Consider the following 15,002-nt stretch of genomic DNA (forward strand, 5'->3'; position numbering starts at 1 on the left):
CCACGTCCGAGTGGGGCGCCGACCTAGTGCGCGAAGGGCTGAACGTCGTCGAAGTGGCCGTTGGGCTTCAGCTCGTCGAGCGTCTTGAGCACGGTGATCGTGTCGTCGCGCAGCGCCCTGGCCAGGTCGGCGGAGAATCCCTCGCGGACCACGACGCGCAGCACGGTGACGTCGGTGGCGCCATCCGGCATGGTGTACGCGGGCACCTGCCAGCCATAGGCGCGCAGTGCGTGTGAGACGTCGAACTCGGTGTACCCGCGCTTGCCCGCCAGGCGGAAGCTGACCACCGGTATCGCGGAGCCGTCGGAGATCAACTCGAAGTGCTCGCTCTCGCGCAGCTGGTCGCCGAGCCAGCGTGCCGTGTCCGACAGGCAGTGCATGACCTTCGCGTAGCCGGCGCGGCCCAGCCGGAGGAAGTTGTAGTACTGGCCCACCACCTGATTGCCGCCCTTGGAGAAGTTCAGCGTGAACGTCGGCATGTCGCCGCCGAGGTAGTTCACCCGGAACACCAGCTCCTCGGGCAGGTACTCGGCGCTGCGCCACACCACGAACCCGATGCCCGGATAGGTCAGGCCGTACTTGTGCCCGCTGACGTTGATCGACACCACCCGCGGCAGCCGGAAGTCCCACACCACGTCGGGGTGCAGGAACGGCACGACGAACCCGCCGCTGGCGGCGTCCACGTGGACCGGGACGTCGGGTCCGCCACCAGATGCCAGCTCGTCGAGCGCCGCGCAGATCTCGGCGATCGGCTCGAGTTCACCCGTGTAGGTGGTGCCGAGGATCACCACCACGCCGATGGTGTCCTCGTCGACCGCGTCGAGCACCTGCTGGGCCGTGATGACGTAGCGGCCCTCCGCCATCGGCAGGTACACGGGTTCGACGTCGAAGTAGCGGCAGAACTTCTCCCAGACCACCTGGACGTTGGACCCCATCACGAGCTTCGGCCGGCGGGTGCGCCAGCCGTTCTCCCCGTCGCCGACCTTCGCCCGCCAGCGCCAGCTCATCGCAAGGCCAGCCAGCATCACGGCCTCGCTGGATCCGACGGTCGAGACGCCGATCGCCGTCGACGGGTCGTCGTCGCGCAGATCCTCGGCGTGGAACAGGTCGGCCACCATGCACACGCAGCGCTGCTCGATGGCCGCGGTCGCGGGGTACTCGTCCTTGTCGATCATGTTCTTGTCGAACGTCTCGGCCATCAGCTTCTCGGCCTCGGGGTCCATCCACGTCGTCACGAACGTCGCGAGGTTGAGCCGCGAGCTGCCGTCGAGCATGAGTTCGTCGTGGATGAACCGATAGGCGGCCTGGGGCTCCATGGACTTCTCCGGCATCCGCAGCGACGGCACCGGCGTGGTGGAGAGCCGTCCCGTGTAGGCGGGCGCGATCGACGGCGAACGACGGTGCCTGTGCGGCATGGGATCTCCTAGGGGTTGGGCTGGCGAATCTGAGCGACGGCCGAGCGGATGTGGTGCAGGATCCGCGATGCCGAGGTCGGTGCTGCTGCGGGGCCGGGGTCGGCTGCTGCGAGCCCCGCGGCGCGCGCGTGCACGAACGCCGCCGTGCCCGCGGCCTCTGCGGGGGGCAGACCGGCCGCCAGCAGGCTGCCGATCATGCCGGACAGCAGATCACCCGATCCCGCGGTCGCCGCCCAGGACTGGCCTGCGCGGTTCAGGTACACCGCGCCTGCCGCTCCTTCGGCCGCCGGGTCGGCCACGACCGTCACGTTGCCCTTCAGCAGCACCGTCGCACCGAACGCGTCGGCCAGCTTGCGGGCCGCGCCCACTCGGTCCTCACCCGGGGGATGTCCGGCGAGGCGGGCGAACTCGCCCGCATGCGGGGTCAGGACGGTAGGCGCTGATCGCCGTGCGACGACGTCGGGATGGGCGGCAAGGATCGTCAACGCATCGGCGTCGACGATCACGGGGAGGTCGGTGTCGAGCGCGAACCACAGGGCAGCGGCCCCCGCCTCGTCGGTACCGATCCCGGGACCCACCACCCAGGCCTGCACGCGGCCTGCGGCCTGCATCGACGGTGTCGCGATGACCTCCGGCCAGTGCGAGACGACCTCGGCTGCAGCGGTTCCGGCGTAGCGCACCATTCCCGAGGTCGCGGCGACGGCGGCGCCGGTGCACAGGATCGCCGCGCCCGGGTAGGTGGCCGAGCCGGCCAGGACGCCGGTGACGCCCTGGGTGTACTTGTCGTCGTGTGCGCCGGGGACCGGCCACCGGGCCGCGACGTCGGCGGCCTCCATGGAGCGCACATCCGCATCGGGCAGGTCGAGTCCGATGTCGACGAGTTCGACGCGACCGCACTCCCCGAGGGCGTGCACCGGCTTTAAGCCGCCGAACGTGACGGTCAGCGCCGACTCGACGTGTGGACCGTCGGCGGCTCCGGTGTGCACGTCGATGCCGCTGGGCAGGTCGACGGCCACCACGGGTATCCCCCGGGCGGCGACGTCGTCGAACAGTTCGGCTGCGCCGGGGCGCAGCGGGCCGGAGGCCGAGATCCCCACGACGCCGTCGATCACCAGATCCGTTGCGCTGGGCACTGATTCGACGATCCGGCCGCCTGCGCGCCGAAATGCGGCCAGGCCCTCACGGTGTGCCCGCTCGGGGTCAAGCAGCACGGCCGTCGCTGCCGCGCCGCGACGACGCAGGTGCGTCGCTGCCCACAGCGCGTCACCACCGTTGTCCCCGGAGCCGACGACGGCACAGACGCCGCGTCCCGCGACGGTGCCCAGTTCGCGGGCAATCGCCATCGCGAGCCCGTAGGCGGCACGGCGCATCAGCGCACCGTCTGGCAGTTCGGCCAGCAGTGGCGCTTCAGCGGCGCGGATCTCGTCGGCCGAGTAGTAGTGGCGCATCGATGGTCAGGATTCCATGCCGACGCGCACCGAGGGTGGCCGACGCGGAAACTCGCGGGGCCGGGCGCCGGCCCCGCGCCGACGAGAGGCCCGCTCAGTCAGCGTGGTGGCACACGGCTTCCAGGTTGATGCCGTCGGGATCGAGGACGAACGCGCCGTAGTAGTCGGGCTGGTATTCGGGCCGCAGACCGGGCGGGAGCAGCGACGTGGCGCCCGCGGCCAGCGCTGCGTCGTAGAACGCGCGAACGGCGCCGCGGTCGGCGGCGGTGAAGGCTAGATGCATGTCGTCTCCGACCCGTCCGTCGGCGACGAGCCAGAAGAACGGTTTGGGATCGCGACCGAAGCCGTGCATCTCGAGTTGACCGGGGCTCGCCGGGACTCGGAGCAGCTTGGTGATGCCCAGCGTTGCGAGCACGGGTTCGTAGAACGCCAGCGAGCGGGCCAGATCCGGCACGGCGATGTTGAGGTGATCGATGAGCGATCCGGCATAGTCGGGCACGAGACGCCTTCCGAGTAGAATTTACTGCACCGCGCATTATCTGCGCCGTGCAACTAAATCTAGTGAACCAGCTTCGAGCAGGAGACGCAATGGCCGAGCGAGTACGGGACCGGGCGGCGGCCGTGCGCGACGCCCTCGAGGCACTCGCCGGGTGGCAGGTGCTCGTCGCGCAGTACAACGACCTGGTGGCGCGCAGCATCGGGGTGACGCCCACCGAAACGCAGTGCCTGTACGTGCTGAGCCGCTTCGGGCCGTCCACGCCGGGCGAACTCGCGCGGCGGATCAACCTCACCACCGGGGCCACCACCCGCATGCTCGACCGGCTGCTTGCTGCGGGGTACGTCACGCGGACGCCGGATCCTGCCGACCGGCGGCGTGTCATCATCGAGCCGGCCGGGGACGGGATCGGTCGCGTCGCGGCACATTACGCGCTGTTGAACGCCGACCTCGCGGGTCTGTTGACCGATTTCGACGAGGCCGCCCTGGGCCGTCTTGCCGACTTCGCCCGCGCAGCCGAAGACGTCACCGAGCAGCACATCCGCGAGATGTAGCGCTGCGTTAGGACTTCCGCGCCGACCGGTCGTAGTGGCGGCGTGCCTTCATCCGGTTCCCACACCCACTCATCGAGCACCAGCGGCCGGTTCCCGCACGACTGCGGTCCAAGAGGAACAACCGGCACTCGTCGTTGGCGCACGGACGCAACCGGCCCGGCATCGATGCCTGCAATTCGCCCCACGCCAGGACCATGCGCGCCGCCCACCCGGCGTCGAGGCGCCAGATGACCGAGCCATCGGCGATCGACGGCGTACGAACGACGTCGCGCAGATAGCCGGACAGAATGTCGGCCGACGACTCGCCACGCACCACGGCCTGCAGGGCGTCGCGCAGCACCCGCGCCGCGGCGACGCGCTCCCCCGGCGCCCCGTGGTCACGCAGCCATGCCCCGTCGAGGGACTCCGTCCGGCGGCCGTCCACCACGGGCGTCGTGTTCAGCAGATCGACCAGCGCGGCCTGATCCTCGGCGCCACTCATGCTAACCATCATAGGCCACTTGACAGGTTAGACAAGAGCGGCTTGACTGAACTAACCATCAAACTAATTCAAAGGGGTTAGACATGACCGATACGACGACGCACCACCGCTACGCGGACGTCCTCGGCCGCCGGCTCTTCTACCGGGAGGCAGGGCCCGCAGGTGCGCCGGTCGTCGTGCTGCTGCACGGCACCCCGGCCAGTTCGCACATGTACCGCAACCTGATTCCGGCGCTGGCCGACCGCTACCGCGTGATCGCGCCCGACTACCCCGGCTTCGGCCACTCCGACGTTCCGTCGACCGACGAGTTCGACTACACCTTCGACACCCTGGCCCACCACGTCGACGCCCTGCTCGAGCAGCTCGGCGTCGACCGCTACGCGCTCTACGTCCAGGACTACGGCGCACCCGTCGGCTGGCGGCTCGCGCTGCGGCACCCCGAGCGGATCGCGGCGGTCGTCACCCAGAACGGCAACGCCTACGTCGAGGGCTTCGTCGGCGACGCGATGGAGCCGCTGTTCGCCTACGGTCGCGACCGGTCCGAGGCCAACGCCGCTGCCCTGCGCGAACTGATCAGCCCGGACGGTCTGGTGTGGCAGTTCACCCATGGCGTCGCCGACCCGTCGGTGGTCGATCCCGACGCGTGGGTCAACGCGCACGCGGCCGTCGCCGCCACCGTAGAACGGGTCGACGCGCAGCTGGCGCTGTTCGCCGACTACATCGCGAACGTGGAGCTGTATCCGCGGGTGCACGAGTACTTCCGGGACTCCCAGGTGCCACTGCTCGCGGTATGGGGGCGCAACGACGAGATCTTCGGCCCCGACGGCGCTCTCGCCTTCGGCCGCGACCTACCGCATGCGGAGATCAACCTGCTCGACGGCGGCCACTTCCTACTGGAGAGCAAGCTCGATGCCGTGGTGGCGTTGATGCGGCCGTTCCTCGCAGCGCATCTGTGAGGTCGCGCTACTCGACGGTGACCGACTTGGCGAGGTTGCGCGGCTTGTCCACGTCGTAGCCGCGGGCGCGGGCCACCTCGGCGGCGAACACCTGCAGCGGGATCGTCGACAGCAGCGGCTGGAACAGCGTGGAGACCGCAGGCATCTCGATCAGGTGGTCGGCGTACGGGCGGACGGTGTCGTCCCCCTCCTCGGCGATCACGATCGTGATGGCGCCGCGGGCCTGGATCTCGCGGATGTTGCTCAGCAGCTTGCTGTGCAGCATCGCCGCGTTCTTCGGCGACGGCATCACGACGATCACGGGCAGGCCGTCCTCGATCAACGCGATCGGCCCGTGCTTGAGTTCACCGGCCGCGAAGCCCTCGGCGTGCATGTACGCCAGCTCCTTGAGCTTCAGCGCACCCTCGAGCGCCACCGGGTAGCCGACGTGGCGACCCAGGAACAACACCGTCGGTGACATCGCGTACTGCTTGGCGAGTTCGGCGACCGGCTCCATGCAGGCGAGCACGCGCTCGACGCGCTCGGGCATCGCCTGCAGTTCCTGGTACTCCCTCGCGACCTCGTCGGGGTACTTGGTGCCCCTGGCCTGCGCGAGCGCCAGGCCGACGAGGTAGTTGGCGGCGATCTGGGCGAGGAACGTCTTGGTCGACGCGACGCCGATCTCCGGTCCGGCGCGGGTGTAGAGCACGGCGTCGGCCTCACGGGGAATCTGCGACCCGTTGGTGTTGCAGATCGCCAGCACCTTGGCCTTCTGCTCCTTGGCGTGCCGCACGGCCTCCAGGGTGTCGGCGGTCTCCCCCGACTGCGAGATCGCGATCACCAGCGTGCTGCGGTCGAGCACGGGGTCGCGGTAGCGGAACTCGCTGGCCAGTTCCACCTCGACGGGCAGTCGCGTCCAGTGCTCGATGGCGTACTTGGCCAGCAGACCGGAGTGATACGCCGTGCCGCAGGCGACGATGAAGACCTTGTCGATCTCGCGCAGTTCCTGATCGGAGAGCCGCTGCTCGTCGAGCACGATGCGGCCGTCTGCGAAGTGGCCGAGCAGGGTTTCGGCGACGGCGGTCGGCTGCTCGGCGATCTCCTTGAGCATGAAGTACTCGTAGCCGCCCTTTTCGGCAGCCGAGAGGTCCCAGTCGATGTGGAACGGGCGGGCGCGGTCGGAGGCGTCGACGCCGTGGAAGTCAGTGATCTGGTAGCCGTCGGCAGTGAGGATCACGGCCTGGTCCTGACCCAGTTCAACGGCGTCGCGGGTGTGCTCGATGAACGCCGCGACATCGGACCCGATGAACATCTCGCCATCGCCGACGCCGACGACGAGCGGGGTGGAGCGCCGCGCGGCGACGATGGTGCCGGGGTCCTCGGCGTTGGCGAAGACCAGCGTGAAGTGGCCCTCGAGCCGCGGCAGGACTGCCATCACGGATCCGACGAAGTCACCCGCGGTGGGGCCGTGGTGGTACTGCCACGAGACGAGGTGGACGGCGACCTCGGTGTCGGTGTCACTGGCGAACTCGACGCCGGTGGCCTCGAGTTCGGCGCGCAGCGCGGCGAAGTTCTCGATGATGCCGTTGTGGACGACGGCGATCTTGCCCGCGGCGTCGCGATGCGGGTGCGCGTTGCGGTCGGTGGGACGGCCGTGCGTGGCCCAGCGGGTGTGGCCGACGCCGGTGCTGCCTGCGAGCACGCCGCCGTCGGTGTCGTCGAGAGCGGCCTCGAGATTGGCCAGCCTGCCCGCGCGTCGGCGGACGGTCAGCCCGCCGTCACCATCGAGTAGCGCGACGCCCGACGAGTCGTAGCCGCGGTACTCCATGCGGCGCAGGGCGTCCACCACGATGCCGCGGGCGGGCCGCTGCCCCACGTAGCCGACGATTCCACACACGGCGTCAAGGGTAGTGCAGGAACCCCTGCGGACCCGATTCGCGACCCGACCGCACCTGCGTGCATCCCAGGTCGGACCCGTTGCGATAACGTCATCGCGTGGCCAAGACCAAGAAGCTGTTCGCTTCCTTGACCCGGCGGGGCCCACACCGCGTATTGCGCGGTGACCTGGCGTTCGCCGGCCTGTCCGGGTCGGTGTTCACCCCCGAGAAGGGGCTGAACCTGCCGGCCATCGCGTTCGGCCACGACTGGCTCGCCGCCGCGGACCGCTACCACGGCCTGCTCGAGCACCTCGCGTCCTGGGGCATCGTCGCGGCCGCCCCGAACACCGAGCGCAGCGTCGCGCCGTCGGTGCTCAACCTGGCCTTCGACCTCGGGACGACGCTCGACATCGTCTCCGGGGTGCGGCTGGGCACCGGCAAGATCAGCGTCCACCCCCGCAAGCTCGGCGTGGTCGGACACGGTTTCGGCGGTTCGGCGGCGGTGTTCACCGCGGCCGGGATGCCGGAGAGGACGCGGGCCGTCGTCGCGCTGTTCCCGTCGGTGACGAGCCCTCCGACGATCGAGCCCGCGCGCAACCTGCGCGTGCCCGGCCTGATCCTGGCCGATCCCGGCGACCCGATGTCGCTCCGGTCCAATGCGACCGAACTGGCCAGGGTGTGGCCGGACTCGACCTTGCGCGCCGCCAAGAACGTCAAGGCCGGCGGGTTGATCGAGGGCCGGCGGATCGCTCGGGTCGTCGGCCTGCCGGGTGCGGACAAGGAGACGCAGAAGATCGTGCGGGCGCTGCTCACCGGTTACCTGCTGAATCAGCTGAACGGCGACAAGACCTACCTGGAGTTCAGCGACCCCAACGTCGCCCTCCCGAACACCGAGGTGCTCGATCCGTTCGCCGACGACCCGGTCGCGCTGGAGAACAAGGTCGTCACCCTCCTCAAGCCCTGATCCGAATCACCCAACCAACCGGTTGGGATGCTATACATCTCCCATGCGCACAGGCATCTTCCTCAGTTACGCCGACGGCTTCCGCGAGGCCGCCGACCAAGTCGTCGAGCTGGAGAGGGTGGGCGTCGACATCGCGCTCGTCGCCGAGGCCTACTCGTACGACGCCATCAGCCAGCTGGGCTACCTCGCGGCGAAGACCTCGCGGATCGAGCTGGGCTCCGGCGTCGTCCCCATCTACAGCCGCACGCCGTCGCTGCTGGCGATGACCGCCGCCGGACTCGACTACGTGTCCGACGGCCGCTTCCGGCTCGGCATCGGTACGTCCGGCCCGCAGGTCGTCGAAGGCTTTCACGGGGTTCCGTTCGACGCACCGCTGGGGCGCACCAGGGAGGTCGTCGAGATCTGCAGGCAGGTCTGGCGCCGAGAGAACGTGAACTTCGACGGCAAGCACTACCAGGTTCCGCTGCCGAGCGACCGCGGCACCGGCCTCGGCAAGTCCCTGCACCTGATCAATCATCCGGTGCGGGAACGCATTCCGATCACCATCGCCTCGCTCGGGCCGAAGAACGTCGAACTGACCGCCGAGATCGCCGAGGGCTGGCAGCCCGTGTTCTTCTACCCGGAGAAGGCCGATGCGGCGTTCGGTGACGCACTGCGCGCCGGATTCGCCAAGCGCGATCCCGAACTCGGACCGCTCGACGTCATGGTCTCGGCGACGCTGGCCATCGGCGACGACGTCGAGGATCGGCTGGCGTGGGCGAAACCCCAACTGGCGCTGTACATCGGCGGCATGGGCGCGCGGGGCAAGAACTTCTACCACGCGCTGGCCACCCGGTACGGCTTCGGCGACGTGGCCGACCGCATCCAGGACCTCTACCTCGCCGGACAGAAGGCCGAGGCGATCAACGCCGTCCCGGACGAGCTGGTGCGCAACGTGTCCCTGATCGGTCCCCGCGGATTCGTGAAGGAGCGGCTGGACGCGTTCGCCGAAGCCGGCGTCACCACGCTGCTGGTGCACCCGCTCGCTACGGAAGCCCGGGAACAGGTGCGCTACGTCGAGGAATTGGTCGCCCTCGCGAAGTAGACCCGGGGTGATGCGCGTCTCCTAATTGGGGGGCCGCACCGTCAGTCGGTTAGAGTGGTCGCAGCGGCATCGTCAGTTCTGCCTTTTGCCGCTTCTCGTTCGTTCACACCGAGACCAGATCTTGGCGCCGCGGAGACCCGCGCCGGGCAGAACGACCACTCGACTTTCGGAGTTTCACACCACCATGCCCACTTTCAGTGAATTCGGCCTGCCCACGGCCGTCGTCAACACCCTCACCGCCGCAGGCATCGAGGAAGCGTTCCCCATTCAGGCTGCGACGCTGCCCGACTCCCTTGCAGGCCGTGACGTCCTGGGCCGCGGCCGCACCGGCTCGGGCAAGACCTATGCCTTCCTGCTGCCGCTCGTCGCCCGTCTCGCCGCCAACCCGGCGCCCCGCAAGGCCGGCAAGCCCCGCGCGCTGATCCTCGCCCCCACCCGAGAACTCGTCACCCAGATCGAGGCGTCGCTGGCCCCGCTGGCCGCCGCGACCGGCCTCAACTCGGTCATCGTCTTCGGCGGCGTCGGAGCGCAGCCGCAGATCGACAAGCTGCGCAGGGGCGTCGACATCGTCATCGCCTGCCCCGGCCGTCTCGAGGACCACGTCCAGCAGCGCCACGCCGACCTGTCGGCCATCGAGATCACCATCCTCGACGAGGCCGACCACATGGCCGACCTCGGGTTCCTGCCCCCAGTCAAGCGCCTGATGGACCGCACACCCAAGGACGGGCAGCGCATGCTGTTCTCCGCCACCCTCGACGGCGGCGTCGACGTGCTGGTCAAGCGCTACCTGCACAACCCCATCGTGCACAGCGTCGACTCCGAGCAGTCGCCGGTCAGCGCCATGGTGCACCACGTCCTGCACGTCGACAACGCATCGCGGTTCGACGTCCTGACCGACCTGGCCGCGTCACCGGGCCAGACCATCGTGTTCGCCCGCACCAAGTACGGCGCCAAAGGCCTTGCCCGCAAGCTGAACTCGGCCGGCGTACCCGCAGTCGAACTGCACGGCAACCTGTCTCAGAACGCGCGTACACGCAACCTGGCGGCGTTCTCCGACGGCACGGCCGCGGTCATGGTCGCCACCGACATCGCGGCCCGCGGCATCCACGTCGACGACGTGAACCTCGTCGTCCACGCCGACCCGCCGGTCGAACACAAGGCCTACCTGCACCGTTCGGGCCGTACCGCCCGCGCCGGTGCCGACGGCACCGTCGTGACGCTGATGCTCGACGATCAGGTGTCCGACGTCCGCAGCCTCACCCGCAAGGCGGGCGTCAACGCCACCGTCACCAAGTTCCGCGGCGGCACGCACCCGGTGCTGCAGGAGATCGCACCCGGCGAGCGCGTCTTCAGCGGTGCCATCGTGCTCGACGTCCCGGCCCACCAGGACAACGGTTCGGGCCAGCGCGGCGCAGGCGCAGCCCGCTCCGGCGGCAACCGCTCGCGACGCGGCGGACGCCCCCAGGGTGGAGGACGCTCGCAGTCCGGTCACTCCGAGGGCGGCGGACGCTCGCAGTCCGGTGGTCGCCCGCAGGGCGGCGGACGCTCGCACACCGGGCGCAGCGGCGCCGCACGCACCCGCTAGCTTGGCATCGCCCTTCCCCTGATCAGCCCCCGACGCTGGGCAGTTCCTCGGCCGCGATCTCGCACGGAGTCTGCTCCACGGTGAGCGCCTCCGGTTCGGCCGGCGGCGGCACCTGCGGCGTGGGCGGCAACACCTCCGCGGCGGGGTCCGGTTCGACGGGCGCTTCGTCCGGCGAAACATCCTCGCCTGCAACGGCTTCGACGGGATCCTCCGCCGGGGGTGCGGCTAGCCCATCGGCGGTCGGTTCGGTAACCGCCGTGTCGTCGGCCTCGGCTGGCTCGTCGTCGTCGTCGTCAGAGTCGTCGGGGTCCTCGTCTTCGAGGTCCTCGTCCTCCGCGTCCTCGAGTTCGTCGTCCTCGGGTTCCAGGTCCGGCGGCTCCAGGTCCGGCGGCTCGAGGTCCGGAGCCTCGGCGCCCGAGCCCCCGCCGCCGAACAACCCGCCGATCATGTCGGCCAACTGCTGACCCAGGCCGGACAGACCCGACGTCGCCGCCCCGAGCGATGGCATGCCGCCACCCAGACTGCCCGCCGCGGGCAGTCCGGCGGGCGGCTCGACGGGTGCGGGTGGCATCGCGGCGGCGGGTGCGGTCGGTTCGACTGCGACAGGACCGGCGGGCATCGGGGCAGCGGACACCGGCTGTAACGCAGCGGGCGCCGCTGCGCCAGCCGGGGTCTCGGCCGCCTGAGCCGGCCATGTCGGCTCCCCGCCAGCCGCCGGTGCGTCGAAGCTCGGAGCGGGACAGGCCTCGAGCCGGGCGATCGCGGCGTCGAACGCTGCGGTCACGCGGTCGAACGACGCGCGCAACCGCGACATCAGCTCCGAACCGATGTCGTCGGTCACGAACGGCTTCACCTGCGCGTCGACGAGTTCGCTCGCCGACACCACGTCACCCGCACCGGTCCGAACGGTGCCCGCCGCATCCAGCCACTCGGCCCGCCGTCCCGCCACCCGGTCGTCGATGTTCAGCGCGGCGTCGACCTTGGCGTCGACGGCGCCCGCCAGGTCGTCGTGCAGGGTCGACGTCGCGACGGCCGCGGTACGCAGTGCGTCCCGAACCGATTCGGCCGCCGCAGCCTGGCCGAGCAGGAAGCCCTGCGCGGCCGCGCCCGCGCCACCCTGCCACGCGCCTGCCAGCCGGGAGGTCAGGTCCGCCTGCTGTCGGGCCGCGTCGTCGGCCGCCGTGGCTGCCGCGCTCAGCGCATCCGAATCAGCCTGCAGCGCAGCGAGATCGAGCCCCTCCTCGGTGCCGTACCAGTCGGCAATGGTGTCGCTGGTCAGCCCAGAGAAGCCCAGACGGCAGCACGCCGTCACGTAAGCGCCCGCATTCGCAACGGCGGGCATCCCCTCGGCGAGGCGTGCGGTGACGTCGGCCATCGTCAGCCCAGCCGCCTTGCGGCGTCGGCGTCCGCGGCGGCGTAGCGGTCGGCCGAACTGCGCAGCGCGGCGGCGACGGCGGCGGTGGCCTCCGCCCATCGGCGCATCCCGTCGTCGATCCGGTCGACCGCGCCGCGGAGCGCGTCACCTCGCACGGCATGCGAGCGACCGGCGACGGCGCCGTCGAACGTCAGCCGTGCCAGGTGGGTGCGGGCATGCGCGACGGCGTCAGCGACGGCGTCGTACCCGCGGGCAGCGTCATGCAGCATCGCGACGTCGACCCGTGCGGTATCGAGGTGTCCCATGTAGGAGTTCGACGCCGCGGCGAGCCGTCTGGTTCCATCGGGCTCAGGTTTGTGCGCTGACCGATTCCGCGACCCGGGCCGCCAGGATGCGCGCGGTGTCCTCGTCGGCGGCCTCGACCATCACGCGGACCACCTGTTCGGTTCCCGACGGGCGCAGCAGGATTCGGCCCGTGTCACCGAGTTCGGCCTCCGCTTCGGAGACCGCGGTGCGCACCGACGGGGCGTCGGCGACGGTGGTCTTGTCGTTCACCGCGACGTTGATCAACACCTGGGGCATGGTGTGCATCGGCTCGGCGAGGGCGGCCAGCGTCGCGCCGGTCTGCGCCATCCGCGACATCAGCCGCAGTCCGGTGACGATCCCGTCACCGGTGGTGCCGTGCGCCGGGATCACCACGTGGCCGGACTGCTCGCCGCCGAGCGCGTAACCGCCTGCCCGCAGCTCCTCGAGCACGTAGCGGTCGCCGACGCCGGTGATGCGGACGTCGATGCCGGCCTCCCGCATCGCGACGTGCAGGCCGAGATTGCTCATCACCGTCGCGACCAGGGTGTTGCCGGTCAGTTCGCCCGCGTCCCGCATGGCCAGGGCGAGGATGACCATGATGGCGTCACCGTCGACGACGTTCCCGGCGGCGTCGACCGCGAGACATCGGTCGGCGTCGCCGTCGTGGGCGAGGCCGAGGTCGGCACCGTGGGCCACGACGGCCTCCTGCAAGACCTCCATGTGCGTGGAGCCGCAGCCGTCGTTGATGTTGAGGCCGTCGGGTTCGGCGTTGATCGCGATCACGTGCGCACCGGCGGCGCGATACGCGCTCGGCGCGGTCGTGGACGCGGCGCCGTGCGCGCAGTCGACGACGACGGTGAGACCGTCGGCACGGACGGTGACGGCTTTGGCGGCATTCCGCAGGTACCGGTCCAACGCGTCCTGGGCGTCGAGCACGCGGCCGATCCCCGCCCCGACGGGACGGGTTCCCGGACCGCTGCGCACCAGGTCCTCGATGCGGTCCTCGGTGGCGTCGTCGAGCTTGTGCCCACCGCGACCGAAGATCTTGATGCCGTTGTCGGGCATCGGGTTGTGCGACGCCGAGATCATGACGCCGAACTCGGCGTCGTACGCGTGGGTCAGGAAGGCGATCGCCGGTGTGGGGAGCACGCCGACGCGCAACGCGTCGACTCCCTCGCTGGTGATGCCCGCGATGACCGCGGCCTCCAGCATCTCACCGCTGGCACGGGGGTCCCGTCCCACCACGGCGAGGCGGCGGGCCCGGCCGGACGCCCGCTGCCGGGCGGCCGCAGAGCCAAGGGCCAGCGCCAGCTCTGCGGTCAAATCGCGGTTGGCGACGCCACGAACGCCGTCGGTGCCGAACAGTCGAGCCATGGACAATCCGCTCCTCGCGTACGCATGAAGGCAAACCCGTCTACGGGTATCTCGTCTGAAAATGCCGAAAGCGTGCGCGTCGAGTGAAACACGACGCGCACGCTTGCGGTCACAGCGAAACGAAGATCAGCGCTTGCTGTACTGAGGTGCCTTACGGGCCTTCTTGAGGCCGTACTTCTTGCGCTCGATGGCACGCGGGTCACGCGTGAGGAAGCCGGCCTTCTTCAGCGCCGGCCGATCGTCGGGCTGAACGATGATCAGCGCCCGGGCGATCGCCAAGCGCAGCGCGCCTGCCTGGCCGGACGGGCCGCCACCATCGAGGTGGGCGAAGATGTCGACCGACTCGACACGGTCGACGAGCACCAGCGGCGCCTTGATGAGCTGCTGGTGCACCTTGTTCGGGAAGTACGCCTCGAGGCTGCGGCCGTCCAGGTTGAACTGTCCGGTGCCGGGCGTCAGGCGCACGCGCACCACGGCCTCCTTGCGGCGGCCGACGGTCTGGATTGGGCGGTCGATGTAGATCGGCTCGCGAGGAGCGGCCTCTTCGGCGGCGCCGGTGTCGGCGGACTCGGTCACGTACGTTCCGTCGGTGGTCTCCGGGGCGTCAGTCGCCTCGGGAGCCTCGGTCACTTCAGTCGTCTCGGTCACTGGGCCACCTGCTTGATCTCGAACGTAATCGGCTGCTGCGCGGAGTGCGGGTGCGTCGGACCCGCGTACACCTTGAGCTTCTTCTGCACCTGGCGGCTCAGCTTGTTGTGCGGGAGCATGCCGACGATCGCGTTCTCGACCACGCGGGTCGGGTGCTTGACCAGCAGCTCGCCGATCGTGCGCTTGCGCAGGCCACCGGGGTAACCCGAGTGGCGGTAGGCGAACTTCTTGGTGAGCTTGTCGCCACCGATGGCGACCTTCTCGGCGTTGATGATGATGACGAAGTCGCCACCATCGACATTCGGCGCGAACGTCGGCTTGTGCTTGCCGCGGAGCAGCTTGGCTGCTTCGACGGCGAGCCGGCCGAGCACGACGTCCGTGGCGTCGATGACGTACCACGAACGCGTGGTGTCACCTGCCTTCGGCGTGTACGTAGGCACAGCGCTACCTTCTCTTCTCT

At 69.9% G+C, this 15,002-nt stretch carries 15 protein-coding genes; 5 read left to right on the plus strand and 10 right to left on the minus strand.

The genetic code is table 11. The features are described from left to right. Window positions 1–23: 23 nt before the first annotated feature. The 3 genes from G6N61_RS12905 to G6N61_RS12915 form a co-directional block, all read right to left on the minus strand. Window positions 24–1,415 carry a glutamate decarboxylase gene (locus G6N61_RS12905; protein WP_163918882.1) on the minus strand — a complete coding sequence of 464 codons (1,392 nt, stop codon included), beginning with the start codon at window positions 1,413–1,415 and terminating at the stop codon, window positions 24–26. 8 nt (window positions 1,416–1,423) lie between these two features. Continuing rightward, the gene (locus G6N61_RS12910) at window positions 1,424–2,863 is read right to left on the minus strand and encodes an NAD(P)H-hydrate dehydratase (RefSeq protein WP_163918883.1); all 1,440 of its coding nucleotides are present in this window, start codon (window positions 2,861–2,863) and stop codon (window positions 1,424–1,426) included. A gap of 94 nt (window positions 2,864–2,957) precedes the next feature. Continuing rightward, window positions 2,958–3,362, minus strand: a complete 405-nt coding sequence (locus G6N61_RS12915; protein ID WP_163918884.1) for a VOC family protein — start codon at window positions 3,360–3,362, stop codon at window positions 2,958–2,960. Window positions 3,363–3,451: 89 nt separating this feature from the next. On the opposite strand from G6N61_RS12915, the gene G6N61_RS12920 reads away from it, so the two are divergent. After that, window positions 3,452–3,913 carry a MarR family winged helix-turn-helix transcriptional regulator gene (locus tag G6N61_RS12920; RefSeq protein ID WP_163918885.1) on the plus strand — a complete coding sequence of 154 codons (462 nt, stop codon included), beginning with the start codon at window positions 3,452–3,454 and terminating at the stop codon, window positions 3,911–3,913. A gap of 7 nt (window positions 3,914–3,920) precedes the next feature. Here G6N61_RS12920 and G6N61_RS12925 read toward each other — a convergent pair whose 3' ends face one another. Next, complete coding sequence (locus G6N61_RS12925; protein ID WP_235887516.1) at window positions 3,921–4,394, minus strand: CGNR zinc finger domain-containing protein; 474 nt, start codon at window positions 4,392–4,394, stop codon at window positions 3,921–3,923. Window positions 4,395–4,477: 83 nt separating this feature from the next. Here G6N61_RS12925 and G6N61_RS12930 point away from each other — a divergent pair, with 83 nt between their 5' ends. Beyond that, complete coding sequence (locus G6N61_RS12930) at window positions 4,478–5,350, plus strand: alpha/beta fold hydrolase (RefSeq protein ID WP_163918887.1); 873 nt, start codon at window positions 4,478–4,480, stop codon at window positions 5,348–5,350. Between the two features lie 7 nt (window positions 5,351–5,357). On the opposite strand, the gene glmS is transcribed toward G6N61_RS12930, so the two are convergent. Then, complete coding sequence (glmS, locus tag G6N61_RS12935; protein ID WP_163918888.1) at window positions 5,358–7,226, minus strand: glutamine--fructose-6-phosphate transaminase (isomerizing); 1,869 nt, start codon at window positions 7,224–7,226, stop codon at window positions 5,358–5,360. A gap of 98 nt (window positions 7,227–7,324) precedes the next feature. On the opposite strand from glmS, the gene G6N61_RS12940 reads away from it, so the two are divergent. The 3 genes from G6N61_RS12940 (at window position 7,325) to G6N61_RS12950 (ending at window position 10,839) form a co-directional block, all read left to right on the plus strand. Continuing rightward, a complete protein-coding gene (locus G6N61_RS12940; RefSeq protein ID WP_163918889.1) occupies window positions 7,325–8,170 on the plus strand; it encodes a dienelactone hydrolase family protein in 846 nt (281 codons plus the stop codon). A gap of 43 nt (window positions 8,171–8,213) precedes the next feature. Then, entirely contained in the window at window positions 8,214–9,254 is a 1,041-nt protein-coding gene (locus tag G6N61_RS12945) for an LLM class F420-dependent oxidoreductase (protein WP_163918890.1), read from the plus strand. A 184-nt stretch (window positions 9,255–9,438) separates the two neighbouring features. After that, on the plus strand, window positions 9,439–10,839 hold the full coding sequence (locus G6N61_RS12950) for a DEAD/DEAH box helicase (RefSeq protein ID WP_163918891.1): 1,401 nt from the start codon (window positions 9,439–9,441) through the stop codon (window positions 10,837–10,839). Window positions 10,840–10,861: 22 nt separating this feature from the next. On the opposite strand, the gene G6N61_RS12955 is transcribed toward G6N61_RS12950, so the two are convergent. From G6N61_RS12955 to rplM, 5 genes are all read right to left on the minus strand, one after another. Continuing rightward, window positions 10,862–12,214 carry a hypothetical protein gene (locus G6N61_RS12955; protein ID WP_163918892.1) on the minus strand — a complete coding sequence of 451 codons (1,353 nt, stop codon included), beginning with the start codon at window positions 12,212–12,214 and terminating at the stop codon, window positions 10,862–10,864. A 2-nt stretch (window positions 12,215–12,216) separates the two neighbouring features. Continuing rightward, a complete protein-coding gene (locus G6N61_RS12960) occupies window positions 12,217–12,519 on the minus strand; it encodes a type VII secretion target (RefSeq protein WP_163918893.1) in 303 nt (100 codons plus the stop codon). 43 nt (window positions 12,520–12,562) lie between these two features. Then, complete coding sequence (glmM, locus tag G6N61_RS12965; protein ID WP_163918894.1) at window positions 12,563–13,894, minus strand: phosphoglucosamine mutase; 1,332 nt, start codon at window positions 13,892–13,894, stop codon at window positions 12,563–12,565. A gap of 126 nt (window positions 13,895–14,020) precedes the next feature. Beyond that, entirely contained in the window at window positions 14,021–14,470 is a 450-nt protein-coding gene (gene rpsI / locus G6N61_RS12970; protein WP_235887630.1) for a 30S ribosomal protein S9, read from the minus strand. A 68-nt stretch (window positions 14,471–14,538) separates the two neighbouring features. Next, entirely contained in the window at window positions 14,539–14,982 is a 444-nt protein-coding gene (gene rplM, locus G6N61_RS12975) for a 50S ribosomal protein L13 (protein WP_163918896.1), read from the minus strand. Between the last annotated feature and the right edge of the window lie 20 nt (window positions 14,983–15,002).

Source organism: Mycolicibacterium arabiense (genome assembly GCF_010731815.2).
GTDB lineage: Bacteria > Actinomycetota > Actinomycetes > Mycobacteriales > Mycobacteriaceae > Mycobacterium > Mycobacterium arabiense.